This is a genomic window from Psychrobacter sp. 1176_08 (assembly GCF_052850615.1).
On the sequence record NZ_VXCU01000005.1, the window covers coordinates 243,566 to 269,209 of the forward strand.

General features: G+C 41.1%; 24 protein-coding genes. 10 read left to right on the top strand and 14 right to left on the bottom strand.

All coding sequences use genetic code 11. The annotated features are described in order from the left end of the window. Positions 1-123 precede the first annotated feature (123 nt). Both leuA and FW759_RS08525 read left to right on the top strand, forming a co-directional pair. Positions 124-1,863, top strand: a complete 1,740-nt coding sequence (leuA, locus tag FW759_RS08520; RefSeq protein WP_446442764.1) for a 2-isopropylmalate synthase — start codon at positions 124-126, stop codon at positions 1,861-1,863. A gap of 244 nt (positions 1,864-2,107) precedes the next feature. Next, complete coding sequence (locus FW759_RS08525) at positions 2,108-2,731, top strand: hypothetical protein (protein WP_446442722.1); 624 nt, start codon at positions 2,108-2,110, stop codon at positions 2,729-2,731. An 89-nt stretch (positions 2,732-2,820) separates the two neighbouring features. Here FW759_RS08525 and accC read toward each other — a convergent pair whose 3' ends face one another. The 5 genes from accC to FW759_RS08550 form a co-directional block, all read right to left on the bottom strand. Continuing rightward, positions 2,821-4,182 carry an acetyl-CoA carboxylase biotin carboxylase subunit gene (gene accC, locus FW759_RS08530; RefSeq protein WP_062844391.1) on the bottom strand — a complete coding sequence of 454 codons (1,362 nt, stop codon included), beginning with the start codon at positions 4,180-4,182 and terminating at the stop codon, positions 2,821-2,823. 157 nt (positions 4,183-4,339) lie between these two features. Next, positions 4,340-4,771 carry an acetyl-CoA carboxylase biotin carboxyl carrier protein gene (accB, locus tag FW759_RS08535; RefSeq protein WP_446442723.1) on the bottom strand — a complete coding sequence of 144 codons (432 nt, stop codon included), beginning with the start codon at positions 4,769-4,771 and terminating at the stop codon, positions 4,340-4,342. Between the two features lie 247 nt (positions 4,772-5,018). Then, positions 5,019-6,386, bottom strand: coding sequence for an MATE family efflux transporter (locus FW759_RS08540; protein ID WP_446442724.1), 1,368 nt, complete (start codon positions 6,384-6,386; stop codon positions 5,019-5,021). 289 nt (positions 6,387-6,675) lie between these two features. After that, complete coding sequence (locus FW759_RS08545; protein ID WP_446442725.1) at positions 6,676-7,716, bottom strand: hypothetical protein; 1,041 nt, start codon at positions 7,714-7,716, stop codon at positions 6,676-6,678. A gap of 139 nt (positions 7,717-7,855) precedes the next feature. Beyond that, the gene (locus tag FW759_RS08550; RefSeq protein ID WP_446442726.1) at positions 7,856-8,353 is read right to left on the bottom strand and encodes an EVE domain-containing protein; all 498 of its coding nucleotides are present in this window, start codon (positions 8,351-8,353) and stop codon (positions 7,856-7,858) included. A gap of 321 nt (positions 8,354-8,674) precedes the next feature. On the opposite strand from FW759_RS08550, the gene hemW reads away from it, so the two are divergent. Then, on the top strand, positions 8,675-9,997 hold the full coding sequence (gene hemW / locus FW759_RS08555) for a radical SAM family heme chaperone HemW (protein WP_446442765.1): 1,323 nt from the start codon (positions 8,675-8,677) through the stop codon (positions 9,995-9,997). A gap of 126 nt (positions 9,998-10,123) precedes the next feature. Here hemW and FW759_RS08560 read toward each other — a convergent pair whose 3' ends face one another. Beyond that, entirely contained in the window at positions 10,124-10,264 is a 141-nt protein-coding gene (locus tag FW759_RS08560) for an entericidin A/B family lipoprotein (protein WP_062844396.1), read from the bottom strand. 251 nt (positions 10,265-10,515) lie between these two features. Between FW759_RS08560 and FW759_RS08565 the strand changes: the two genes are divergently transcribed. After that, positions 10,516-11,076, top strand: a complete 561-nt coding sequence (locus tag FW759_RS08565; protein ID WP_062844397.1) for a tRNA (cytidine(34)-2'-O)-methyltransferase — start codon at positions 10,516-10,518, stop codon at positions 11,074-11,076. A 69-nt stretch (positions 11,077-11,145) separates the two neighbouring features. On the opposite strand, the gene FW759_RS08570 is transcribed toward FW759_RS08565, so the two are convergent. From FW759_RS08570 to tusD, 4 genes are all read right to left on the bottom strand, one after another. Further along, positions 11,146-11,490 carry a TusE/DsrC/DsvC family sulfur relay protein gene (locus FW759_RS08570; RefSeq protein WP_443509192.1) on the bottom strand — a complete coding sequence of 115 codons (345 nt, stop codon included), beginning with the start codon at positions 11,488-11,490 and terminating at the stop codon, positions 11,146-11,148. Continuing rightward, complete coding sequence (locus tag FW759_RS08575) at positions 11,487-11,816, bottom strand: hypothetical protein (RefSeq protein WP_446442727.1); 330 nt, start codon at positions 11,814-11,816, stop codon at positions 11,487-11,489. The genes FW759_RS08570 and FW759_RS08575 overlap by 4 nt, the downstream gene beginning before the upstream one ends. Before the next feature lie 76 nt (positions 11,817-11,892). After that, the gene (locus FW759_RS08580; RefSeq protein ID WP_095568541.1) at positions 11,893-12,216 is read right to left on the bottom strand and encodes a hypothetical protein; all 324 of its coding nucleotides are present in this window, start codon (positions 12,214-12,216) and stop codon (positions 11,893-11,895) included. A gap of 72 nt (positions 12,217-12,288) precedes the next feature. Next, positions 12,289-12,738, bottom strand: a complete 450-nt coding sequence (gene tusD, locus FW759_RS08585; RefSeq protein ID WP_446442728.1) for a sulfurtransferase complex subunit TusD — start codon at positions 12,736-12,738, stop codon at positions 12,289-12,291. 214 nt (positions 12,739-12,952) lie between these two features. On the opposite strand from tusD, the gene glnE reads away from it, so the two are divergent. The 6 genes from glnE to FW759_RS08615 all read left to right on the top strand — a co-directional run bounded on the left by glnE (position 12,953) and on the right by FW759_RS08615 (position 21,341). Continuing rightward, positions 12,953-15,832, top strand: a complete 2,880-nt coding sequence (gene glnE, locus FW759_RS08590; RefSeq protein WP_099046695.1) for a bifunctional [glutamate--ammonia ligase]-adenylyl-L-tyrosine phosphorylase/[glutamate--ammonia-ligase] adenylyltransferase — start codon at positions 12,953-12,955, stop codon at positions 15,830-15,832. 287 nt (positions 15,833-16,119) lie between these two features. Beyond that, positions 16,120-17,049, top strand: coding sequence for a branched-chain amino acid transaminase (locus tag FW759_RS08595; RefSeq protein ID WP_095568539.1), 930 nt, complete (start codon positions 16,120-16,122; stop codon positions 17,047-17,049). A 104-nt stretch (positions 17,050-17,153) separates the two neighbouring features. After that, positions 17,154-17,990: a hypothetical protein gene (locus FW759_RS08600; RefSeq protein WP_062844401.1), complete on the top strand. Its 837-nt coding sequence runs from the start codon at positions 17,154-17,156 to the stop codon at positions 17,988-17,990. Positions 17,991-18,107: 117 nt separating this feature from the next. Next, the gene (locus FW759_RS08605; protein WP_353671322.1) at positions 18,108-18,974 is read left to right on the top strand and encodes a glycosyltransferase; all 867 of its coding nucleotides are present in this window, start codon (positions 18,108-18,110) and stop codon (positions 18,972-18,974) included. Positions 18,975-19,043: 69 nt separating this feature from the next. Beyond that, positions 19,044-20,135, top strand: coding sequence for a glycosyltransferase (locus tag FW759_RS08610; RefSeq protein WP_353671323.1), 1,092 nt, complete (start codon positions 19,044-19,046; stop codon positions 20,133-20,135). A 57-nt stretch (positions 20,136-20,192) separates the two neighbouring features. Beyond that, on the top strand, positions 20,193-21,341 hold the full coding sequence (locus tag FW759_RS08615) for a glycosyltransferase (protein WP_446442729.1): 1,149 nt from the start codon (positions 20,193-20,195) through the stop codon (positions 21,339-21,341). Here the strand turns inward: FW759_RS08615 and FW759_RS08620 are convergent. The 4 genes from FW759_RS08620 to FW759_RS08635 form a co-directional block, all read right to left on the bottom strand. Next, positions 21,322-22,083: a hypothetical protein gene (locus FW759_RS08620; protein ID WP_446442730.1), complete on the bottom strand. Its 762-nt coding sequence runs from the start codon at positions 22,081-22,083 to the stop codon at positions 21,322-21,324. The two genes, FW759_RS08615 and FW759_RS08620, sit on opposite strands and share 20 nt — an antisense overlap. Before the next feature lie 80 nt (positions 22,084-22,163). Continuing rightward, positions 22,164-23,189 (bottom strand): NAD-dependent epimerase, encoded by a 1,026-nt coding sequence (locus FW759_RS08625; protein WP_353671326.1) that lies wholly within the window; start codon positions 23,187-23,189, stop codon positions 22,164-22,166. Continuing rightward, positions 23,189-24,355: a nucleotide sugar dehydrogenase gene (locus FW759_RS08630; RefSeq protein ID WP_446442731.1), complete on the bottom strand. Its 1,167-nt coding sequence runs from the start codon at positions 24,353-24,355 to the stop codon at positions 23,189-23,191. The genes FW759_RS08625 and FW759_RS08630 overlap by 1 nt, the downstream gene beginning before the upstream one ends. Before the next feature lie 86 nt (positions 24,356-24,441). Next, positions 24,442-25,449, bottom strand: a complete 1,008-nt coding sequence (locus tag FW759_RS08635) for a Stealth CR1 domain-containing protein (protein ID WP_353671327.1) — start codon at positions 25,447-25,449, stop codon at positions 24,442-24,444. Positions 25,450-25,644 lie beyond the last annotated feature (195 nt).

Sequence of the window (25,644 nt, forward strand, 5' to 3'; positions counted from 1 at the left end):
TCTCGTATGATACATAATGCTTTAATAAAAAACTGTCCAATTAAATATCTAAAATCTCATATCATCTAAGGATTGATTATGTCTAACCAAGCCACCAGCACCGTTGCCAAAGCGACCACCAAGATGACACCAAAAAGTGCCGCTTTTGATTTCTGTAAATATCGTCCATTTGCTTTTGCACCATCGTTACCAGATCGCACTTGGCCAAGCAAAACGATCGAGAAATCACCAATATGGGCAAGTGTGGATCTGCGTGATGGCAATCAGGCACTGATTGATCCGATGACCATTGAACAAAAAATGCGTTTTTTTAATACGCTAGTAGAAGTTGGGTTTAAAGAAATTGAGATTGGCTTTCCGTCAGCGGCACAGGTTGAATTTGACTTCGCTCGTAAACTTATCGAAGAAAATCATGTGCCAAACGATGTGACCTTGCAAGTTTTGGTTCAGGCTCGTGAGCATTTAATTGCTCGTACCTTCGAATCATTGAAAGGCGCAAAGCGTGCGGTGGTCCATGTTTATAACTCAACCAGCCGTGTACAACGTGAAAAAGTTTATGCTAAAAACAAAGATGAAATTAAAGAAATCGCTATCACTGGCGCCAAGCTATTAAAAGAATATGCAGCAAAATATCCTGAAACAGAATGGGTTTTTCAATATTCACCAGAAAGCTTTAGCCAAACAGAAACTGAATATGCCGTAGAGGTCTGTGATGCTGTTTGTAACATTTGGCAGCCGCAGCAAGGACAAGAGGTCATTCTTAACTTACCAGCGACGGTTGAAGCCTCAATGCCGAACGTTTTTGCTGATCAGGTTGAGTATTTCTGCCGCAATCTTGCCCATCGTGAGCATGTCATTGTCAGCTTGCACACACATAATGACCGTGGCTGTGCCGTGGCTGCTGCTGAACTTGGCGTCCTTGCGGGTGCTGATCGTATTGAAGGGACGCTATTAGGTAATGGTGAACGTACAGGTAACATGGATATCATGGTAATGGCCATGAACTTGTTTAGTCAGGGTATCGATCCTGAGCTTGATTTTAGTAACATGAGCGAAATTGTACAGGTGGTAAGTGAGTGTAATAACTTGCCTTTACATCCGCGTCATCCTTATGTGGGCGAATTGGTATTTACCGCCTTTAGTGGCTCACATCAAGACGCCATCAAAAAATCGCTTGATTACAATGAAAAGCATCAAGACGAGACCGATAATGTTTGGGATGTGGCTTACTTACCGATTGATCCGGCGCATATTGGTCGTAGTTATCAAGATGTGGTACGTATCAATAGCCAATCTGGTAAAGGCGGTGTCGCTTACATTTTGCAGCGTAATTATGGGTTTAACTTACCACGTTGGATGCAAATTGACTTTAGTGGTGTGGTACAAAAACAAGCTGAGGCCGTAGCGCGCGAATTGCAGAATGACGAGATTTTGCAGACCTTTGAAGACACATATCTACAGCAGGGCAAGTTTGAGCTATTAGATTATAGTGTCAATAATAAAGGTGGCGAGGTCTACTTTAACGGTCAAGTACAAATGAATGGTGATATCATCAATATCGATGGTACTGGTAATGGTCCACTATCATCTTTTATTGATGGTCTTGCACAGCATACAGGCAAATCACTCCATATCATTAATTACGCTGAGCATGCAATCAATCCGCAGCACAATAATGGTAACGGCATTGATGATGATACCAATCGGGACAATAAAACCAATGCAAACGCTGCAGCTTACATTCAATTAAATGTAGATGGTGACGTTTATTCAGGCATTGGCACTTGTAGCAGTACGGTATCGGCAATGCTTAAAGGCGCGTTATCTGCTTTTGCCCAAGCAGTAGGCACCGCTGCCGCCTAATAGTTATATAATGGTATTGGCCCTTTGTATTAATGACACCATCGCTCCTTGCTATATGCAAGTACAGTGATGGTGTTATTTTTTTACTATAGAAGCATTAGGGCTCTGATGTAGCACTTTATAATGATGCATTATTTTAGCGTGCGCTGAGTCATCATCAATAGCATAATGTTACTTGTATTTTTGGTGTCTAAGACTTACGCTAATGTATATAACGCATATTATTATAAATAAAAGGTTAATTATGGAACCTATATCATTTGCTTCATTTTCATTAGCAGCTTTGTTGGCGTCATTGCCAGCGAATGGTGAAGTCATTAGTAAGCCAACGATCACTACTCATATCAGTCCTGCAATTGCTGGACAATGGGAGATAGATTTAGACAGCGAGATCACCATGACGAAAGAGGCTGAAGCCAGACAGGCTGCTGCCTTAGTCGATGGACAGAACGTTGACAGAGATGAGCCTAGAATAGTGGCAGGATCAGAAGGCGGTATTCTGACCCAAGATGAGCAACGGGCGTTTAATATTCAATCAAATCCTAACAAAGATTTGATCGCATCTACTAAAGTCTCCAATCAATGTCGCGAGCTATATAATTTTGCAGCAGATAATGAGGTATGGACTGTCAGTGGCAAAGAATTGACATACGGTCGCTATCTCATCACACATCGTGAAGAGGGACTACCTATTATCGCTATTAAAACTATTTATGATAATAACGAAATAGATTGTTCTGGTAATAAAATTGATCAAACGGATGAAGCATTAATTGCATTTGTGAATCATGATGGCAACCAAATGCAGTGGTGTGCCGATCCTGATGGTAATGAGTGCTTTATGAACTTCAATAGAATATTGCCTTAACCAGCTATAGGGATTATCCTTAATTCTCAAAATAAAAAACCGCTATTTTAAATAGCGGTTTTTTTATTTTGATAGATTACATTTTCAATCTAGGATTGTTTTTTTGCTTTGTTCGCTGTTAAAAGCTCTCTTTCAAGATAATGGATATTTTGTGCTTCATTGACAAAATTATCATCTGCTAAAATCACGTCACGATGTAGAGGGATGTTGGTTTTGATGCCTTCAATGACCAATTCATCAAGTGCATGCAATGTTTTAGATACCGCTTGCTGACGGGTTTGACCGTGGCAAATCAGTTTGCCAATCAACGAGTCATAATAAGTCGGTATTTCGTAGCCAGGATATAGGTGTGAATCAAACCGAACGCCCGCGCCACTTGGAGCAAACAATTGACTTACTGTACCAGGGCAAGGAACAAAAGTTGCTGCATCTTCAGCATTAATACGGCATTCAATCGCATGTCCTTGAATCTCAATCTCGCTTTGACGATAAGACAATCCATAACCAGCAGCGATTTTAAGCTGTTCAACGACCACATCGATACCTGTAATCATTTCGGTAACAGGGTGCTCAACCTGAACACGAGTGTTCATCTCGATGAAGAAAAATTCGTTGTTTTCAAATAAAAATTCGAAAGTACCTGCGCCGCGATATTTCACTAGCTCACATGCTTTTACGCAAGCTCTTAATATAGGCTCACGCACATCATCAGGGATGTCAGGAGCAGGGGCTTCTTCTAATACTTTTTGGTGACGACGTTGTAGCGAGCAATCGCGATCATACAAATGAATAGCATTGCCGTTGCCATCACCCAATACCTGTACTTCTACGTGGCGCGGGTTTTGTAGATAACGCTCCATATAAACAGTATCATCGCCAAACCACAATTCTGCTTCTTGTTTGGCAGCTTGTACTTGACCAACGATATCTTCAAATCGCTCAACCACACGCATACCACGACCGCCGCCACCAGAAGCGGCTTTAATCAACAATGGAAAACCAATATTGCGTGCTTGCTCTTCAGCATTATGGAGCGTAACGGCACCCACAGAGCCAGGCACGGTCGGTACACCTGCTTTTTTCATCGCGTTAATGGCTGATACTTTGTTACCCATCAAACGAATATGATCAGCGTTAGGGCCAACGAAGGTCAGACCTGCCTCTTCAACTCGTTCAGCAAACTCAGCATTCTCGGATAAAAAGCCGTAGCCAGGGTGAATGGCATCAGCGCCAGTGATTTCAGCTGCGGTCAAAATGGTATTGATGTCAAGATAACTCTGACTGGCGTTAGGTTTGCCAATACAGATTGCCTCGTCAACAAAGCGCAAATGCATTAAGTTTGCATCAGCCGTGGAATAGACACCTACAGTTTCTATTCCAAGAGCTTTACAAGCTCGAACGATACGCAGGGCAATCTCACCTCTATTGGCGATGAGCAGTTTTTTTATCATGGGTTCATCCTTGTCGAAGCGGCATTCATTGATAGAGTCGCTAGCCTAGGCATATTCAAATTAAATGCACTTAGTATAAGACGACCTAAATTAGATCATCTTACAGAAGATAACGAATCCTCTATCATCATGAGATAAAGTATGGCAAAAATAGTCGTTAGGCTTTGTAGCGTACGACAGGCTGACCAAACTGTACCACTTCTGAGTTATTCACTAAGATTTCGTCAATGACACCACTTTGGGTCGCTTCAAGAGGATTCATGATTTTCATCGCTTCAATAATTCCTAAGGTGTCACCAGCCTGTACCTTTTGTCCAACCTTTACAAATGGCGGATCATTAGGACTAGGGGCTGAATAATAAACACCTACCATTGGCGATGTCTCAACACTACCAGCTTTTACTGCTGCAGGCGCGGCTTCAGCAGCGATTGGTGCACCAGCAGCAGCGGGCGCAGCCATCATCGTTGGCGCAGGCGCATCATAGTGACGAGTCAAACTGATATGCTCATTATCTGAGCTAACTTCTAAGTTAACCAGTTCACTTTCTTCCATAAGGGCGATCAGGGTGCGTATTTTTTCAATATCCATAGTTTTAATTTTGCCTTGTACCAAAGTCGAGAAATAGTGTAACTAAATATTGTGTAGATAATTGCTAATGATACCTATATTCCGGTCAATGAGCAATCGATGTACAGTTGTTAACTGAGTTTTTTTACATATTATGACGTAAGCTATCGTGCGCGTAAGAAAATATTAACGATTTATCATAGTCTATGTGACCTCATAGCGCCAGTAAATATCATTAGAAGTATTGTTTGGATGAACAGAAACACGATCAACCCCACAAAGCTCTCAAACGTCTTTGTTGATAACGTAGTCGTAATGTGAGTAAGATAGACGACAAAACCAAACCAGTAATCAATGCCATCCAAAATCCCTGTGCCCCAATATCAGTGAAGCGCACCAAATAAATACCTAGTGGTAGAGCCACTAACCAATAACAAAATAGCGTGACCAACATGGGTACGGCAGTGTCTTGCATACCGCGCAATATCCCTGCGATGTTTACTTGCCAGCCATCAAAGAGCTGATAAGCGAGCGCAAAAATAAGCAGATGCATAGATTGAGCCATCACGGCTGGATTGTCAGTGAAGGCCGCTGCCAATTGTGGTCTAAATAGCCATATTCCAAGCATACAAATAATGGCAATCAATACTGTCCATATGAGACCAGTGGCTTGCACCTGACGCAGCGCCATCATGTTTTTTTCGCCAAAGCGATTAGATACCATGATGGTTAATGCCATCGCGACTGATATAGGTATCATGAACAATTGCGAGGTGACAGACAATGCGACTTGATGCGATGCAGTTGCCAGCTCGCCCAATGGACTGATGACGAGTGCGCCCAAGCTAAATAAACTGGCTTCAAAAAAGATGGACACACCAATAGGAATACCAAGCTTAAGAAGTTTTTTGATCTGTGCACGATTAGGACTGGCAAACGCATAAAAAAAGCGAGTACTGGCAAACTGTTTACGCTTAGTAAAACTGGTATAAGTGGCGAGTAGCAACACGTTTATCCATAAAACTAAGGCAGTTGCAACCCCGCAACCGGCGCCGCCAAGCTCAGGCATCCCAAATAAACCATGAATAAAAATATAGTTCAGAGGAATATCGGCAAGTAAGCCGATGATACTAATGACAGTCACGGGCTCAGGTCGCCCAAGTGCTTCGCAATAGCTGCGCAGTACCGCATAGACAGCCAAAGCAGGAAAACCAAAGGAGACACCATGCAAATATTGCGTGGCAATTGGCTGAATGTTCTCAGGTACACCCATGATTCCGAGTACATTAGGCGCTAAATTGACAACGATGAAACCAATAATACCAAGGACACCAGCAGTCCATAAAGATTGCTGGGTGATATGTGGTACTTGACTGTGCTGATCTTTACCTATCGCTTCACCAATCAGCGGTGTGGTTGCGATTAAAATACCAGAAGCCAATAAAAATAGAGGAAGCCAGATACCAGAACCAACAGCCACGGCCGCTAAATCAAGTGCAGAGACTTGACCCGCCATAATGGCATCTACGACACCAAGAGCTGCTTGGCAAAATTGAGTAATCAAAATAGGAAGCGCAAGCACGCCTAAGCGGAAGCTGTAGCTTTTAAAGTCTTTAAAAGATAATGGAAAAACCATAGTGAGCAACTTTTTATTCTTTGTGGTCGTCATTGCGGATGAGCAAATATGGTCATCAGCAAATCAATAGCGGACAGTAAGATAGAAGTTGTGCCAATGATGATAATTTGATAAACAGTAGAAGCAAGCCTATAAGGGCAAAGTCTGAAAATAAAATGAAAGGCACAAAAATAAAAATAACCCGTCAATTCAAAAAGTGAATAGACAGGTTACAAGTAAAGAAGATGGTAAAGAAGCTGGGCTATGATGTCAACGTTAAAGAAGCGTTTGTTATCACTAAAATATTAGCTCATAAAGATTCTGGTAAATCTTGTACCACTGCTTGATATCCGATTAGTGTATTATTCGCGTCAAATGCTTGTACGACAATCGCGTAGTTAATTGATTTGTCAGAAATAACAGGCGCAAACTGGGTTTCAAGATTACTCAATACCAGATTCTGTACATAGCCATTAGCACCCGATTCTGCTTTATTGACGTCGATTTGACTGATTAATACGTGCTGAGTATTAGCAGGGTTTTTCCAAATAACATTTTTCTGATTTCCATTACCGACAATATCAAGGTTCATTTGACCAAATTCATAGTCCAGAGGATAGGTTCTAAAATTGGAACGATCACTAATGGTATAAGTCACATTACAATTGTTTTCGCCACTTGATAGCGTTTTGGCGCCCAATCCATCTTGATATTCAAAACTGCCTTTCCACGGTGAGCCTGCTTCTTTTTCTTCAAAACTACCAGCAAAGGTAGTTAGCAAGTTTGGTGTTTCTATCCCTAACTCATTAACATACTTAACATCCAAAAACTCTAAAGTATCGAGACTGCCTGTCACTTTACCAGCGATATAATTATCGATTTTTAGGGCTGAATTTACACCCAAGCTATTATTTTCTTGGCAAGCTTGTTGCTGATAGCTAATGCTACCGTCAACACTGCCAACCCCATCTTTACTGATGTCAAAGTATACGGCGCCAATATCAGTATCGTTGCTGTCACCATCATTGAGTTCAACGAAGTGTCCAACATACAGACCACCACGTCCACCCTCTGGTGTCAGCTTGTCTAAGAAATTATCCAGTGACTCTTCTGGCAAGAATACTGACTTTAAAATCTCAGCCATAGATTTTTCGTCATCGCTGAGTTTGTCTTCAACTTCTTTATATTTTTCTTTTACTTTGTCTTCCACACGATCATATTCGTCTTTTACCTGATCTTCTATGCGGTCGTACTCTTCTTTGGCCTTGTCGCCATCGCTACCACAAGCACTGAGCGTCAAGCTGAGCATACTGAGGGTTAAGGCAGACAATAGCAGTTTGGGTGCGCTCATAACTAAATCCTAGCGTTGTTATATGACAGTTATAAAAAGGGTAAGCAGATAAAAAGTCTGTGCTCGCCAATATAGCAAATTTATACAGCACGTACGTGGATAAGTGTTAACTTACAACATAAAATTTTATATATTACCCTTACAGATGGACGTTGGCCTCGTCTGGCAGTAGGCCAAGAGTATCTGCCATAGACATAATGGCGTGCCAATGTTTTGGCTCAAGTGGAATAATAGTAAGCTGCTCGCAACCTTTTTTAAGGAGTAAAGAGTCTTCAAGTGCTGGCAAAAACTTCAGCTCTGATAAAGGTAAAACATTTATGAAAGCCAATTCAAACGTCACTTCTACCATATACCAACGCGGCGCGTCTTCAGTGGCCAATGGATCGTAATGGCGATGTTCAGGATGAAACTGGCTGGGATCAGGAAATCCTGCTTTGCTAATAGTCATGATGCCAGCTGCGCCTGACGGTTTGGCGCTAGAATGATAAAAGACAACTTTGTCGCCAACACGCATGTCATCACGCATAAAATTGCGAGCACGGTAGTTACGAACGCCATCCCAGTCATCTGTCTCTAGTCGCTCTAAATCTTCAATACCAAAAAATTTTGGGTTAGATTTCATCAGCCAATAAGCCATGTGTTGTATCCTTATAGTATGGTCAGTTATTTGTCGTAAACGTCTGATTAATGCGTTTTTAACATGTTGCCTGTAAGCCAATCGTTTTAACATCGGTTTTTATGAGTGGTTTTGTTGAGAAATTTATCATCGCAGCGCTTTTCTTTACATCATCTAGCCGTTATCCTAGCGCTACTTTCTGCTGATAACATCAGCCACCTATTTGTATAGACCGTTTTGCAGACAGCTTTTTCACAGATACCTTTACTAAAGAACCCTTCGTTTATGTCAAATACTCAATCTGCTCATTTCTTAAGTAGCAATAGACCTTTTAATGATTCTATGGTGAGTGTATGGGACGTGAAAGCCATTCCGCTAGCACTTTATATTCACATCCCGTGGTGCGTCAAAAAGTGCCCTTATTGTGACTTTAATTCACACGAGCTACCAGAAGATTCTCAGCTGTCTATGTATGATGAATACGTAGACGCGCTGTTGCTGGATGCTCGATTACAACAGTCGCTGACGCAAGAGCGTGAAATCAGCTCAATATTTATAGGCGGGGGCACCCCTTCATTGCTGCCAATTGCACAGTACCAGCGTTTGTTTTCTAGCTTACGTCGTATTTTTAGCTTTGCTGAAGACATCGAGGTAACGATGGAAGCCAATCCAGGTACGCTTGAGCATGCCCCTTTTGCTGAGTATTTGAAAGTGGGTATCAATCGGTTGTCTATTGGGGTACAGAGCTTTGCTGCTGATAAATTGAAAACGCTTGGTCGTATCCATGACCCTGCTCAGGCACTATCAGCAATTCGTGCTGCTCGTACCGCGGGTTTTGAGCGAGTCAATGTGGATTTGATGCATGGATTACCGCAGCAAATGATGGATGAAGCATTGACCGATATTCGCATGGCGCATGAAGCGGGTGCTACCCATATTTCTTGGTATCAATTAACCATTGAGCCCAACACAGTATTCTATCGCAGTCAGCCTATTTTGCCAGATGAAGACAATTTGGCTGATATTGAGCAAGCTGGTCAAGCGCTTTTAGAGGATTTGGGCTATAGCAATTATGAAGTCTCAGCTTGGGTGGGCACCTCAGACAAGCCATGTCGTCACAATATTAACTATTGGCAGTTTGGTGACTACTTGGCGATTGGCGCTGGCGCGCATGGTAAGGTAACGGTTGGTCATATAGACTCAAACTTAACTGAAAGTAGGACACGCCCTGTAGAAACAGACGATAGATTAGAAAATAACTTGCTAGAAGCGTCTGGTATTTACCGTTTTAGTAAGTCGCGCTTGCCTAAAGATTATATGGTTAAAAATGACGAGTTTGACAGTCATGATACCGCTAACGTTGAGGCTAAAGATTTACCAGTAACTGAGTATTCGTCCATTCAACAACTTGCCCCAAAAATGGTTGGTTGGCAGAAAATTGCCAGTGACGAGCTAGTCAGTGAGTTCATGCTGAATGTACTACGTTTGCATGGCGGGGTAGAGTGGTCGTTGTTTGAAGCTAGAACGGGTCTTAGTTACGATGACATTGATGTGCAAGTGAAAAAACTGATAGCGCAGGGATTATTGATAGACAGTACTGAGCAGCTACAGCCGACCGCATTAGGGCAGCGTTACTTAAATCAAATATTACGAGAGTTTTTATGACAGTGAATATTGATCGCCATATTATCAAGCAGCAGTTTACAGCTGAAACATCTTAAAAAACTTACAATAAAAAAAGGGCTTATCAAATTAATGATAAGCCCTCTAGAACATCTAAGTAGTTAACACTTAGATTTTGTTTTGTACTTCTTGTGCACTACCAGATACAGCACTGCCAGCACTTGATACGTCTTGGCCTAAACCTTTAAAAGTGTTACAACCAGTTAGAACAAACATAGCAGCTAAAGATGCGATAATTACTTTTTTCATAATAGTATCCTCAAAAATGGGTTTTTATAAATAATCACAGTGACCTAAGCAGGTGCTTAAACTTCACTGAGGGGGTAATGAATAAAATGATAATGTATAAATATTATCTCGCTATCCGTTACCGACATAATAGTGAAAGTTAAAAACGCTGCACAGTATCAAAATGTAATTATCGCTAGTAAACTGTAACTTTTCATTACACACCATATATAAGGCAAACAACAGTTTGCTTTGATTACTTGAGGAGTATTATGACCATCCATATCGTGCTGGTAGCCCCTAAGATGCCTAGCAATACAGGCAATATTATCCGCTTGTGTGCGAATACAGGCGCGCAGCTACATTTGGTGAGACCTTTGGGGTTCGAGCTTGATGATAAAAAACTGCGCCGTGCCGGTCTGGACTATCATGAGTATGCGCATTTGCAAGTACACGATGATTGGATAATGGCAAGACAGGCATTGCAAGCTGCAGACTGTCGAACGATTACCGCGCTGACCACCAAGCTTAGTAAGCCTTTTTATGACTATGATTTTAGCGGACAGCGAGGCACTGAAGAGGTAGAAAACCACTCAATGCCTAATATCGCTCTGGTGTTTGGGTCTGAAACCGCAGGATTGGCTGACGATATTCGTGAAGACATCGGCGCAGACAATTGGCTGAGATTACCGATGCTTGCTGATTCACGCAGTTTGAATTTGTCTAATAGCGTGGCAATATGCTTGTATGAAATATGGCGTCAGCAAGGCTTCTCTGGTGACGAGGGGCGCAGTATTGGCTATGAGACATTGACTGTCTATGATCCAAAATAACGCTCTGTTGATTGGCTAATCAAATATCATGTCCTATATCTATAGACACGTATAACAATGACTAATACCTTATAAACAGTTGGGCGGCTTGGGTAGACCAGCTAAGCGATTGACATGGCGAGCAACCAACCCTGTATTGAATAACTGCTGAAGCTTTTGGTTGCTAATGTCATGGGTTGGCAGCGTTTTTTGTAGCCATTTAATGAGAGGGCGTGTGGCGGGCGCGTGATTGAACTTATCAAAAAACGCTCGTACCTGTTGTAAGATTTGCAAATGCTCAGTCTCTAACACCACATCTAAGGTATTAGCGAGTTGCTGCGCAATAGCAGGTGTCCAAATACTATGGTCACATAAATGACCGTCCTGATCCAATGCCACGTTACTCAAATCTTGGGTCATATTGTCGTTATTCATAAGGTAATCGTCACCACTTTCTCGAATTGACTGTCTTGGGTTAAATTAACCCATTCCAAATCTGTTAACAAACCATTTAATTTGGCATCTAGATTGAGCTTAGCGCTGGTATTGGTGGTTAGCTGAGACACATCATCTGCTAGTGCATAGATGCCAGCAATACCCTGTATTTCGCTCTCTTCTAAATGGGCATTAAACCAATCGATAAAAGCGATGGTTGAGCCGAGCAGTATCACACTGTCACCTGAGCGCCATGTGCGTGCCATCTCTTCGGTAGCGTGACTAAGCGTATCCATTGTACTGTGTAACTGATATAAGGTTGCCATAAGTATGTCCAGCTGTTGTTATTTTAATATTAGGCGTTGGGTCAAATAGTGATCTATTTGGTGATATTACTTGTCATCAAAATCGCAATATCTGCTCAAAATCTTGAGTGTTCACCACTTCTGGTATCAATGTTAATTGAGAGGCCAAATCTGCTGGTAGCATGCCCGTCACCCAACCACTAAAGACATCATCAGGGAGCCATGCGGCTGGCATATCATATAGATCAAGCGACTGAATCATGCCATGCAAACGTGATTCAGGCTGCATCAATAGGCCAAAGACGGGCGCATCCAAATAAAGCTGCACCTCATGGCCAAAAGTTGCTAGGGTTAGCGCAAGCGCACAGCCTTCATAACTGGCCATCTCAGTCGCCGTATGTAGCTGAATTAATAATTTCATGATTACTTCCTAATCTGTGTAGTCATTGACTGGCCTTTATCTAAGGCTGCTTTTTGCTAAAGCTGCACTTTATCAAAACTGCATCAGCGTATTGTTCTCTTGCATCATCATGGCAAGCTCGCTAAGTCCAACTAAGGCAAAACCTGCGGCAAGGTTGTCGCTATCAAGCTGATGACGTGTGCTGTTATCAGCATCAGTGATGCCACGACTGAGGGCAGTGCTGACACAAACGGGTAGCGATAAGTCATATTGCTCAGCGAGATTTTGCCACTCTTTGGTCAAATTGATTTGGTCAGCAGACTGCCAACGCAAACGATTTGCAATATGAGCGGCATCTCCATAAAAAAAGATATTTAACGACGCTTTTTTTATTTTGGAGTGGTCGCTGTCATTGTGCTGCTCGTCTGCAGTAACTGCATTTGTAACGTTTTGAAGATAGGCAAGTGCATAACGCAGCGCTAGCTTGGCAAGCGGATGGCTAGGGTCGGCAGTAATGAGGAGTAAGGGCGTAGTGGTGGTCATAGAATTTTTATCAATCATCTGTGCTAAAGTTGTTTATGCTACCATAAAGCCACTCAAAGCAACTAGGCGCACTGCCATGAAATGTGGTTTTATATCCCACAGTTATTATTAAGTGCTGTTATTGGATACAGTGACTGCTTCGTAAGAAAAAACAATAAACTTATGCGCGAGCTTCACGTAGTCTTATCACTCTATGCAAGGAGTTTATGTCCCTATGTTACCTGCTATGCCTTCACCCATGAACAATACGACAGATTGTCAGCCGACAGCGGCGCAGCTACAAACATTGCAAACGGCAAGTAGCTTTGCTTATCAGATTTGGGAGAGCCGGACGGTCTCGTGTCAAACGTTTTTACGTAGCTATCCTCTAGACCAGACTTTAACACGCCAGCAAATTGATGATCTGATTCAAGACTATACGTTGGATGAGAACTATCAATTGGTTGATGAAGCAAAGGTAATGAGCGGCTTACGACACTTGCGTACACTGCTGATGATGCGCTGGATTTGGCAAGACGCCTTACAAGTGATTGCGCTTGAGCAATTGACCGATGAGCTGTCTGAATTTGCTGATGGTTGTATCTCGTTTGCTAAGGACTATACGTATCGTCATTTGGTTAAACAGTACGGTGAGCCAACCTTTATTAACGCTCAAGGTAATGTGCAAATTGATGACATGGCAATCATGGCGATGGGTAAGCTTGGTGCTCATGAACTCAATTTATCGAGTGATATTGATCTCATCTTTGTTCATCAGGCACGCGGAGAAACCAACGGCAACAAGGCAAATGGCACACGCAGTATAGACAACAAGCGTTTTATGACGCGACTCGGTCAAGGCATTATCAAACTATTGGACAATAAAACGGCTGATGGTTTTGCTTTTCGAGTCGACATGCGTTTGCGTCCATGGGGTGATGGTAGTGATTTGGCCATCCATTTATCGGCGCTACAAAAATACTTCTCTTTGCATGGACGTGCGTGGGAGCGTTTTGCTTGGTTAAAAGCCCGAGTAGTAGGCCACATAGACCAGCCATTCTATGATGAATTACAAGCGCTCATCAAACCATTCGTTTTTCGCTACTATGTGGATTATAGTGCGTTCTCAGCGCTTCGAGAGATGAAGTCACTCATTCAGAACCAAGTGGCTCAGCGTGAGGACTTGGATAATATCAAACTTGGTGCAGGCGGTATCAGAGATATTGAGTTTATTGTACAGGCCTTTCAGCTAATTTATGGAGGTAGGCATCCGCAGTTACAGATCAAGTCTTGCTTAGAAGCGATGCAAGTATTGTGTGAACTTAGATATTTAGAAACGTCAACATATGAGCAGTTGCAAGCGGCTTATCGGTTTTTGCGCCGCCTTGAGCATGGTATTCAGGCCATCAATGATCAGCAAACTCAGCGTTTACCGCATGATCCAAAATGGCAGCATAACCTTGCGATCACCCTTGGATTTGATAACTGGGAAGCGCTGCTGAGCACTCTTAATCAGCATCGAAACAATGTCAACGTGCCATTTGAACGCATGGTGACGGAGCGTCAGGTACCCACTCAAGAAGAAACGGATATCGGACCGGAGCGTCTGGACAAACAGATTGCGCGTTTATATCAAGTACTGACAGAAGATAATGGTAAGTTGCTACAGGATTTTTGGCAGTCAAAAATGGTTGCCAACTTAAGCGAGGAAGCCCGCGAGCGCTTGGATGATGCATATCCTGTCATCGTACATGCGCTACTTGCGCACCAAGAACAGCAGCAACTGGCGAATACTGCTTTACCTCGCCTTATCGCCTTGCTCGAAGCGATCTGTCGTCGTTCTATATATTTGGTCATGATCGCAGAAAATCCGAATGCAACGGTTGAGTTGATTCCGATGTTATCAGCCAGTCCGTGGATTGCAAAAGAGCTGGCACAGTATCCAGTACTTCTAGATAGCTTCTTACAGCAGCGCTATCGTCACTTGCCTGACAAGCTTGAATTACGTGATATTTTGCGTCAACAGTTGTTGCGGGTTGAACCTAATGATGAAGAAGAATTACTGAGTGTCCTAAGACTGTTTAAAAAGAATCAGGTATTGGCTGTGGCGGCCAGCGATGTGTTGGCTGAGCGTCCAATCATGAAAGTGTCGGACTCCCTGACTTATATTGCAGAAGTAGTGTTAGAGGCTGCACTTGAGCGGGCCTTTGCCGAGCTTGTGAAGCGTTATGGTTATCCTATTGGTCAAGATGGTGATCCAGTTACAGAGGCAGATTGTGGTTTCGCTATCATCGGTTACGGCAAACTTGGCGGGCTAGAGTTGTCCTATGCTTCAGACTTGGATTTGGTGTTCTTGCATAAAATAAAAGAGCAAGGTATGACTACCGGTGAGAAATCGGTGAGTGGCATGAAATTCGCTGCACGTTTGGTACAAAAATTGATGAATTATCTCAATACTCAAACGCGAGATGGCCGCGCTTATGAGATTGATATGCGTTTACGCCCTTCAGGCAACGCAGGTATGATGGTAGTATCCTGCCATGCTTTTGAAACCTATCAATTTGAAAAAGCATGGTCGTGGGAGCATCAAGCTTTGGTTCGTGCACGCGCAATTTGTGGTGATAGGCGAGTAACAGCACAGTTCTGTGATATTCGTCGAGATGTGTTGGCATTACCACGGACAATAGAACAAGTACGTTCTGAAGTCACCAGTATGCGTATAAAAATGCAAAAACATTTGGGTACGAGCCAATGGCAACAACAAGCGGGCAAGTTCCATCTTAAACAAGATGCGGGTGGCATAGTCGATATTGAGTTCTTAGCACAATTCGCTGTGCTGGCTTATTCGCACGAGTATCCAAGTTTGACTAAGTGGAGTGATAATGTCCGTATTTTTGAGGAAGTGGGATCATTAGGTATTTGGGAGCAGCGTGTTTGTCAGGATCTGACGGATGCCTATCTCAGAATTCGTGCGGCCACTCATCAGTTAGCGTTGTCAGAGCAGTCGTTATTGGTCGATGAGTCATTATGGAAAGAGACGCGTGCACTTTTGCAAGCGCAATGGCAGCATTTGATGGGTGTCAATTTGACAGACACAACCTTACCAACATCTTGAGGGAGTCTATAACCATAAAGCTAATAATTATAAAACCAATGACCATAAAATCAGTAACGATAAATAATATGAAAATAGTATGTAAACCAAAAGATTTCATTTGCTCGTACTGCCAATGATATAATCGGCTTCACATCATAATTTCACCATCAGTATCGATTCATAATGAAATTGTATTTTTAACCATAAAATGTGATACGGCGGTGTTATTATATGATGTTGACACATACTGTTGAATAAAACCTATCTAAAAAGTTAGACGTTAGCGCTAGCATAAGGACTATAAAATGAATATGGCAACACAAGACGGTAAGCTTTGGATGAATGGCACGATGCTCGAACAGCCAGATGCTAAAGTTCATGTACTGACGCACAGCTTGCATTATGGCATGGCTGTGTTTGAAGGGGTACGCGCTTACCAAACAGCCGATAACCGCACTGCTATTTTTCGCCTAAAAGATCATACTGAGCGCTTATTAGGCTCAGCGAAAATATTCCAAATGGATGTGCCTTTTGACGCGGCAACACTTGAGCAAGCACAAAAAGATGTGGTCAAACAAAACAACTTAGCAGAAGCGTACATCCGTCCTTTGATTTGGGTAGGCGCAGAAAAGCTAGGTATCTCATCTCGTGAAAACAGTATCAATGCGATGGTTGCTGCTTGGCATTGGGGTGCTTATTTAGGAGATGAGGGTATCAAAAATGGTATCCGCGTAAAAACCTCTTCTTACACTCACCATATGCCTAACGTCACCATGTGCAAAGCAAAAGCATCTAGCAACTATCCTGTGTCTATCTTGGCAAACCAAGAAGTCACTCGTAATGGTTATGACGAAGCGATCTTAATGGATCCACAAGGTTTTGTGTGCCAAGGCGCTGGCGAAAACTTATTCTTAGTTAAAGACGGTGTCCTACATACCCCAGACCTATCTGGTGGTGCATTAGACGGCATTACTCGTCGTACTATTCTTCAGTTCGCAGCGGATTTAGACATCAAAGTTGTTGAGCGCCGTATCACTCGTGATGAGTTTTATTTAGCGGACGAAATCTTTATGACAGGTACCGCTGCTGAAGTGACGCCTATTCGTGAATATGATGATCGTACTATCGGTAATGGTGGTCGTGGCGAGTTGACCGAAAAACTACAAACGTTATATTTCGATGTTGTGCATGGTCGCAATGAAAAATATATGGATTGGTTAAGCTTCATCGACTAAAAGCCATATTATTTAAACCGATCAAAAAAGCTGAGCATAATCGTTCAGCTTTTTTATGCTAATATATTTGTCATATTTATCCATAAGATTAAAGTGAGCAGTCAATGCCAATAGATTCTAGTACAGCAGATAATAATAATATCAAACAAATTATTTGTATTAAATGGGGTACAAAGTACGGCGCTGATTATGCCAATAAATTATATGGCATGGTCTCTCGTAACATCACACCACCGTTTCGTTTTGTCTGTTTTACAGATGATACGACTGATGTGCGTCCAGAAATCGAATGTCAAGAATTGCCACCACTAGATGTCACTATGCCGACCAATACCCTTGGTAAGTGGCCGAAATCTCGCTTGTGGGGTGAGAAGCTGGGTGATTTGACAGGCACAGTGCTGTTTGTAGATTTGGATGTGATTATAGTAGATAGTCTCGATCCTTTCTTTGAATATGGCGAGCCAGATGACGTTATTTTGTCTTATAACCCAAGTAATCCATTAGAACGTTTGGGTCAGACGTCTTGCTTTAGATTTAAAATAGGGTCACTTGTCTCATTACAAGAAAAGTTCAAAGCCGATCCGCAAGGTGTCGCTGATGAATATCGTTTTGAGCAGCGCTTTGTTACCCGCAACGCGCCAGGTGGCGTCAAGCTGTTTCCAAAGGCGTGGGTTGCTCATTTTAGACGCAAATGTCGTCAGCCATTCCCGCTTAACTATATTAAGGAACCAAAAATTCCTAAAGGCGCACGCATCGTCATTTTCCCTGGTGATTTGTATCCGACGCATGCTATTGAAGGCAGATATAACAAAAACGCTGCCAACAATGCCAAAGATCATTTGAAAAGACTCACTGAGCCTAAGAACTTAAAAAGACCGCTCCGTCATCTGCGTCACTTTATTTTGCCAGTTGGGTGGATAGAAAAATATTGGAAAGAATAAGCTCAACGTGATTTTAACGAATTTCATGTTAAAAAATCAGTACTTAAGCCTTATCGCATTCAAGTATCATCACATAGGTATAAGGCTTAGAGTATTTATCAGTCAACGGATGTAATTATGAAGCCAAATGATACTATTAGAGTTTTTGTTGGTTGCGACCCAAATAACTGTGATTTAGAGCAGATGATGGTGTTGGATTATAGTATCCATAAACATACCAGCGTCCCTGTTGAAATAGTATGGATGCAGCTATCGCGTGATCCTAAAAGCTATTGGTATTCTAATCCTGGAACTGGCGAAGGCTGGGACACAACCAAATGGTCAACGCCATTTTCAGGGTTCAGGTGGGCTATTCCAGAATACTGTGGTTACTCTGGGCGTGCTATTTATATGGATGCTGATGTGGTGGTTTTGGATGACTTAGCAAATTTATGGCGTCATCCCATCAATGGAAAATCTGTAGTAGCGGCCAAAACAAATGCGGATATGACTCGCTTATGTACCTGCGTTTGGGATTGTAACAAGGCAAAGGATGTTGTTCCGCCGATTCAACAACTCAGAAAAGATCCTGATAGCCATAAACACATGATGAAGCTGCTTAAGAAGAATAGAAAGCTCATCGAGCCTTACCTTAATACCTATAATTGCGTAGATGGTGAAGATTTACCAATAGAAGATATCAAGATATTACATTACTCAGATATGGGCACGCAGTTCAGCCACAAATACGCAATAGATAGAGTAAAAGCAGAAGGATTTAAGCATTGGTTTGATGGTAATATTATGCCGCACCCAAGACAAGATTTGTCTGAGGTTTTTGATGAATATTATAACGAAGCACTTGCTGCAGGATATCAGTTAGACAACTATAGAGTTGAGCCTTTTGGACGTTTTCCGAAAAAATCTCAGCAAGACTATGTCGGTAATAAAGTTACTCGTCCGTCTGCCTCTAAATCGTTATTTGCGAAATTGTTTAATCGCTAATTTTTTTCGTAAAATCATCGTATATTCTGTTTTCAAATGGGTGAAGAATCAATCCATAGGTTGTCATTTATGAAGCAGCACAAAAAAATTGTAGTACTCGTTATTAACTGTCTACAAGGTGGCGGTGCGGAACGTGTAGTATTAACGTTAGGTCAAGGATTCTATGAGCTGGGCTACGAGGTACATATACTAAGATTCAAGCCGCTAGTTGAGTACGACTTGGGTCCAAATCTTAATTATCATGTGCTTAGATTTAAACCTTATAAGCTCATACCAGGATCAGAGCGGCGTGACAGAATTTTTGCGCGTGCGGTTGATAAATATGTTTCACAAAATATCGGTCAACCTGACATTATATTGTCTAACCTTGATCGTGCAGACAGTATCCTGAGCAATAGTAAGCTGCCCAATATCTTTTATGTGATCCATAATACGGTGTCTTTATTATATAAGTTCAATAAGACCAGTGCAGCTGACGACCTAAAATCTAAGATGATCAACATATACTCTAAGCATCCTTGTATATGCGTCAGCAAGGGCGCTGAAAAAGATTTTATAAAAAGCTTTGGTGATATCACACCAACGATTGCCATTCATAATCCAATTGATAGAGATGGAATCAAAAAACAGGCTGATGCTTTTGTTCCAGATTATCAAAACTACATCATCCATGTGGGTAGCTTTAAAGATGCAAAGCGTCATGATTTATTGGTAAAAGCATACGCTCAAACAGACCAGTCTATGCCGCTATTGTTGCTCGGCCAAGGTAAGCATAAAAGTGAGACGGAACAATTAGTTAAAGAGTTAAACCTAGAGGAAAAAGTGGTGTTTTTAGGTTTTTGTGAAAATCCTTTCCCTTATATAAAAAACGCCCAATTTAAAATACTGACCTCTGATTGGGAAGGCTTTGCCTTGGTAATCGCTGAGGCTTTAGTGCTAGGTACGCCTGTCATAAGTACTGACTGTCCTTCAGGTCCAAGTGAGTTATTACCCGAAAACAACTTGATGCCAATGGGTGATGTTGATGCAATTGCCGAAAAAATGCGTCAAGCCATGAATAACCCACAGAAATTTCATGCACCATTTGATGAAAAACTTCTCCCAGCTCAGATTGCGGCAGAATATGTAGGCTTTGCCCACAGCGTGAATACTAAAAGTTGATAAAACTGCCTATTCTTTATATTAAAAATTACCTGTAGTGATGAGAAAGACTAGAAAATGATTAATAAATTAATAAAAATAACAGAAAATGCCCACAAGAAAAATAAGAAAAAAGTGCTCTTAGTGATAAATTGCCTGCAAGGTGGTGGTGCTGAGCGCGTCGTCCTTACTTTAGGACAGGGGTTTTATGACTTAGGGTATGAAGTTCATGTCTTGAGGTTTAAACCTCGAATCGACTACGATCTCAATCCAAATCTTAATTACCATTTACTCAATTTCAAGCGTTTTAAGCTCATACCAAAATTAGAGCGTCGTGACAAAGTTTTTGCGTTTGTAGTAGATCGTTACATTTCAAAAAACATTGGCAGAACTGATCTGATCTTGTCAAACCTTGATCGCGCAGACAGTATTCTGAGCAATAGTAAGCTGCCTAATATCTTTTATGTGATACACAATACTGTGTCTTTGTTATATAAGTTTGACGATACTGGTACTAATCACGAATTAAGGTCAAAGATGATGGAGATATACTCTAAGCATCCTTGTGTATGTGTCAGCAAGGGCGCCGAAAGAGATTTTGTTGAAAGCTTTGGAAATATTACACCAACGATTGGTATTCATAATCCAATTGATAGAGATGGAATTAAAAAGCTGGCTGATGCTTTTGTTCCAGATTATCAGAACTACATCATTCATGTGGGCAGTTTTAAAGAAGCGAAACGACATGATGTGTTGTTAAGAGCTTACGCTCAAACAGATCAATCTATGCCACTATTACTGCTAGGCAAAGGCAAGTTGAAAGACGAAATAGAACAATTGGTAGTAGAACTTAACTTAGAAGAAAAAGTGGTATTTTTAGGTTTTCAGGAGAATCCTTTTCCTTACATAAAACATGCTAAAGTTAAAGTGCTAACCTCTGATTGGGAAGGCTTTGCCTTAGTGATTGCAGAATCTTTGGTTTTGGGTACCCCTGTCATTAGTACCGATTGTCAGTCAGGTCCGAGTGAGTTATTGCCAGAAAATAATTTAATGCCAGTGGGAGATATAGATGCTATCGCTGCAAAATTGAGCTTAGCAATGAAAAACCCTCAACAATTTCACGCTGAATTTAACGAGGCACTTCTTCCGGTTACTATTGCCCAAAAATATCTGACCTTTGCAACTGATCTTGAAGTCAAAAGCGTTCTTAATCCAGCCACCATTTAGACCAATCGTCTTTGTGTAATGCGCGTAATGTGGCAAAAGCGCTATCAGTATGCTGTAGCTTTTCAAAAACAGCCAACAGCATATTTGTGGCCAACTTATCTGCTTTATAGAATTTATGATAGCGTTTGCGCATGTTTCTCAAACTGTCATCAGTCCCTATGCGAAAATAAGTAAGACCGTTATAAAGAGGTAAGTCACCAGCATAAAGCATGGCGGTTTTTTCAGGTATCAATGGCATAGAGTCAGCGGGTCGCTGCAAAAAATTCTTGGTCTCGTAGGCTCTCAAAGTGTTCATTAAAGTCACGACATTCATCAATATAGCTGCTCTGTGAGTATTGTCTGAATGATCAATAAATGTATCACAGGCAGAGACAATCCAGCGTAAAGATAAGTTTTCCAATAGATAATCGCTTTCAGCCAGCCATAGCCTTTCAAATTCAGCAAATATGTAATCTATCTTGTATTTACGGCGCATCAATATAATAAGCGTATTGTGATAAAAACAGAGCTCAGACTCTCCTAATGATTGGTATTTTAAATTATTCAAATGGTTTTCTAGATCTGTGCTCTTGCGCTCATCGGTTAGTGCTTCAATGTCACACATTGATTCAGTAAGCGTTGTTGTTTTCATTGCATCAAAGCTTTTACCTTCATAATTCTTAATAATCTTACCTGCATTCAATCTTTTTTCGCTTCGGAATACCAATAGCAATTTTCTTTGCCAACTTGGAGATGTGGTCATGTGTGTAGAATCCTTTGAGCAAATATAATGATATTAAAGATCAAACGGTTGAATTATGAGGGGTTGGAGATGTTTTTTATCTAGACTGAATAATATTGTTTATACCAATCCACAAATTTTCCAATACCTTCCTCGATACTGGTTTCAGGTTTAAAGCCGATATCATCTACCAATTCATCTATGTCGGCGTAAGTAATCGGCACGTCGCCTGCTTGCATCGGTAGTAGGTTTTCCTGAGCTTTTCTACCACAAGCGTCTTCGATAGCAGTGATAAAGCGTCGTAACGTCACGGGCTGATTATTGCCGATATTATAAATTTTGTAGGGAGCAGTCGCTGTTGTAATAGTAGAATACTGAGGAGTGGGAGGCTTGTCGACTATTCTGATAATACCTTTTATGATATCGTCAATATAGGTAAAGTCACGCTGCATATCGCCATTATTGAAAACATTGATTGGTTCGCCAGCTAAGATCTTTTTGGTAAAAGAAAAGTATGCCATGTCAGGGCGTCCATAAGGACCATACACCGTAAAAAAGCGCAATCCTGTCGTAGGGACATTGTATAGATGACTGTAACTATGTGCCATCAGCTCGTTGGATTTTTTGGTAGCAGCGTATAAACTGATGGGGAAGTCAACACAATCAGCAGTGGTAAAAGGCTGTTTGATATTCATGCCATAGACAGAGCTAGAGCTGGCATAAATTAGGTGTTTGATCTTGTGGTGACGACAGCCCTCTAATATATTCACAAAACCAACCACGTTTGAATCAATGTAAGCATTTGGGTTATCAATGGAGTAGCGCACCCCAGCTTGAGCACCCAAATTAATGACGGTATCAAATTGATAAGTGGAAAAAATATCAGACATGCCTTTGCGATCAGCAAGATCTAGCTTGATGAATACAAATTTTTCTGGCGTTGATATCTCACTGAGTATTTTTAAGCGCTCTTGTTTTAGACCGACGTCATAATAGTCGTTGATATTATCAATACCAACAATCAAATCCTCATTGTCAGCTACGTCTATTTTTGGGTTTGCTTCTAACAACGCTTTGATTAAATGAAAACCAATAAAGCCTGCCGCACCAGTGACGAGTATTTTCATCAGTCGCTCCCAAATAAGTCACGTGTGAATACTTTGTCCGCGACATCTTCTATATCATTAGATAAGCGGTTTGCGACGATGACATCACTCATTGATTTAAAAGCTTCTAGGTCACGAATCACTCTTGAGTTAAAGAAATCATCTTCTTTTAATACGGGTTCATAAACCACAACTTCAATACCCTTTGCCTTAATACGTTTCATAATTCCCTGTATGGCAGAAGCTCTAAAGTTGTCTGAACCGCTTTTCATGACCAGTCGGTGTATACCTACAATTTTTGGCTTTCTCTCAATGATTTTATCAGCGATAAAGTCTTTACGGGTTCTATTAGAGTCAACGATAGCCTTTATAAGGTTACTGGGTACTTCGTCATAATTTGCCAATAATTGCTTAGTGTCTTTAGGTAGACAATAGCCGCCGTAACCAAATGAGGGATTATTATAATGATTGCCAATGCGTGGATCTAAGCCAATACCTTCTATAATTTGCTTGGTCTCAAGTCCAAAAGTTTGTGCATAAGTATCAAGCTCGTTAAAATATGCCACACGCATCGCTAGATAAGTATTAGAAAATAACTTAATCGCCTCAGCTTCAGTGGACTCTACAAACAATATAGGCGCATCTTTTTTGATGGCACCTTCAAGTAGCAAGTTAGCAAAAATCTGAGCTTGCTCAGACTGTGCGCCTACAATGATTCGAGAAGGGTATAAATTGTCATGCAGTGCTTTACCTTCTCGCAAAAATTCAGGCGAAAAAATAATACGGTCAGTCGCATAACGTTCTCTGATATTCGCTGTATATCCAACTGGCACCGTAGATTTTATGATAATGGTGGCTTGTTGGTTGACCAAAAGCACTTGCTCAATCACTGTCTCTACGGTTGAGGTATTAAAATAATTGGTCTTGGTATCGTAATCAGTTGGCGTTGCTATGATGATAAAATCAGCATTCTGATAAGCGTCTTTGGCATCAAGTGTCGCAGAAAAATTGAGGTTTTTGTGTGATAAAAAATCTTCAATATCTTCATCTTCGATAGGAGATTGCTTTGCATTTAATGATTTGATTTTTTCAGGGACGACATCGACAGCCACAACTTCATTGTGCTGGGCCAATAGCATTGCGTTTGATAAGCCTACGTAGCCTGTACCTACTACTGCTATTTTCATATTATATCCAAATAATTTTTAACTTTTCTTGGTTTGAACCAAGAGTAGGTGATGCTAATGATAGTTCAAGCGTGGGTCAAATACATTCAGGTCTGCTTACTGTCATTTTTTATTACAGCATCGGGAAGACAATCCGAAAATTTCTGTCTCATGGCTTTGCTAATTTTTTTATATAGATCTGGCTGAAGAAGGTCTAAGCTTTGAATACAACCATATTTGATGCTTTTGTCTTCCAAGTCATTGATAAAACTCTCTACGCTATGCTCATTTTTTAGATAATTGATAGATGTATCAGGTTTTAAAATTGCTTCACTCTTTTGAATTTTTAGGTGGTTCATTAGAGTGATGGGATTCACTTGCTCGACGTCTCTAAACTTATATTTTATCTGCTCATTCAATAATTGTGGATGATGTAACCAATAGGTTTGTAAAATATTTTTATCGACAATATGAGGATAATGATGAATCTCAAAAAATTTATCCATCCCAAGTATTTTAGCACTTAACATTTGCGCTATCGTATGCCTTGGCTGAATAGGCGTGCCAAATAACTTAAAGCGAGATTTTCGAAAGTTAAGTTTGGCGTTCAAAGCGGTACTTTTACGCCACTTACCATGAATAATGAGTTTTTCCTCATCCAAAAAGTCAGTAATCGTCACTGGCTGATTAAAAAAGAAATCGTCATTCATATAAATAAAATAATCAGACAGTCCTTTGATATTCCATATCATTGTTTCAATGGATCGGGTATTAAAGGTCGGTAAAAATGCTTCATAACCTGTAAATATTTCTTTGTGATCGATAATACGTATTTTATCTGCTGAACAGATTTTTTGCTTGGCGAACTCATCAATGAGCGCTGGTTGCTGCTGGTCGGTGACAATATAAATGTGACGACAAAAAGGCACATATTTGATGATAGAGGCCACATTATAATATATTTCATCGTCACTCGCGAAACGTGTCGCTGTTATCGCATCTGACGCGACTGTTTTTCCTGACTTATAATGCTCTCTTTTTTGTTTGAGTGTAGGGTCTGCGCCGTCCACCCAAGCAATGACAACGTCTACTATTTTTTCGTCAGACTGTTTCATGACTGATCCTGTTTTTATGACCGTATTATAGTGATATGCTGGTTTTTGGTCGTTATATTGGCTCAGCTATAATATTTACTCGTATTGAGATTGGCAAGATCTAACTGATTTATATAGCAAAAACTGGACATTACTCTATGCGAAAGAGTATAACCAGACTTCAATCAGTATAAGCTTAGGGCCAAAGGTAGCTGA

Excerpts from the sequence above, each read along its gene's own strand:
- FW759_RS08580 (WP_095568541.1), bottom strand. The coding sequence starts at position 12,216 with ATGAAATTATTAATTCAGCTACATACGGCGACTGAGATGGCCAGTTAT.
- FW759_RS08630 (WP_446442731.1), bottom strand. The coding sequence starts at position 24,355 with ATGAAAATAGCAGTAGTAGGTACAGGCTACGTAGGCTTATCAAACGCA.
- FW759_RS08635 (WP_353671327.1), bottom strand. The coding sequence starts at position 25,449 with ATGAAACAGTCTGACGAAAAAATAGTAGACGTTGTCATTGCTTGGGTG.
- FW759_RS08525 (WP_446442722.1), top strand. The coding sequence starts at position 2,108 with ATGGAACCTATATCATTTGCTTCATTTTCATTAGCAGCTTTGTTGGCG.
- FW759_RS08575 (WP_446442727.1), bottom strand. The coding sequence starts at position 11,816 with ATGGCAACCTTATATCAGTTACACAGTACAATGGATACGCTTAGTCAC.
- FW759_RS08620 (WP_446442730.1), bottom strand. The coding sequence starts at position 22,083 with ATGACCACATCTCCAAGTTGGCAAAGAAAATTGCTATTGGTATTCCGA.
- FW759_RS08565 (WP_062844397.1), top strand. The coding sequence starts at position 10,516 with ATGACCATCCATATCGTGCTGGTAGCCCCTAAGATGCCTAGCAATACA.
- leuA (WP_446442764.1), top strand. The coding sequence starts at position 124 with ATGACACCAAAAAGTGCCGCTTTTGATTTCTGTAAATATCGTCCATTT.
- accC (WP_062844391.1), bottom strand. The coding sequence starts at position 4,182 with ATGATAAAAAAACTGCTCATCGCCAATAGAGGTGAGATTGCCCTGCGT.
- FW759_RS08540 (WP_446442724.1), bottom strand. The coding sequence starts at position 6,386 with ATGGTTTTTCCATTATCTTTTAAAGACTTTAAAAGCTACAGCTTCCGC.
- accB (WP_446442723.1), bottom strand. The coding sequence starts at position 4,771 with ATGGATATTGAAAAAATACGCACCCTGATCGCCCTTATGGAAGAAAGT.
- FW759_RS08600 (WP_062844401.1), top strand. The coding sequence starts at position 17,154 with ATGCCAATAGATTCTAGTACAGCAGATAATAATAATATCAAACAAATT.
- hemW (WP_446442765.1), top strand. The coding sequence starts at position 8,675 with ATGGTGAGTGTATGGGACGTGAAAGCCATTCCGCTAGCACTTTATATT.
- FW759_RS08560 (WP_062844396.1), bottom strand. The coding sequence starts at position 10,264 with ATGAAAAAAGTAATTATCGCATCTTTAGCTGCTATGTTTGTTCTAACT.
- FW759_RS08570 (WP_443509192.1), bottom strand. The coding sequence starts at position 11,490 with ATGAATAACGACAATATGACCCAAGATTTGAGTAACGTGGCATTGGAT.
- FW759_RS08610 (WP_353671323.1), top strand. The coding sequence starts at position 19,044 with ATGAAGCAGCACAAAAAAATTGTAGTACTCGTTATTAACTGTCTACAA.
- glnE (WP_099046695.1), top strand. The coding sequence starts at position 12,953 with ATGTTACCTGCTATGCCTTCACCCATGAACAATACGACAGATTGTCAG.
- FW759_RS08625 (WP_353671326.1), bottom strand. The coding sequence starts at position 23,189 with ATGAAAATACTCGTCACTGGTGCGGCAGGCTTTATTGGTTTTCATTTA.
- FW759_RS08615 (WP_446442729.1), top strand. The coding sequence starts at position 20,193 with ATGATTAATAAATTAATAAAAATAACAGAAAATGCCCACAAGAAAAAT.
- FW759_RS08545 (WP_446442725.1), bottom strand. The coding sequence starts at position 7,716 with ATGAGCGCACCCAAACTGCTATTGTCTGCCTTAACCCTCAGTATGCTC.
- FW759_RS08550 (WP_446442726.1), bottom strand. The coding sequence starts at position 8,353 with ATGGCTTATTGGCTGATGAAATCTAACCCAAAATTTTTTGGTATTGAA.
- FW759_RS08605 (WP_353671322.1), top strand. The coding sequence starts at position 18,108 with ATGAAGCCAAATGATACTATTAGAGTTTTTGTTGGTTGCGACCCAAAT.
- tusD (WP_446442728.1), bottom strand. The coding sequence starts at position 12,738 with ATGACCACCACTACGCCCTTACTCCTCATTACTGCCGACCCTAGCCAT.
- FW759_RS08595 (WP_095568539.1), top strand. The coding sequence starts at position 16,120 with ATGAATATGGCAACACAAGACGGTAAGCTTTGGATGAATGGCACGATG.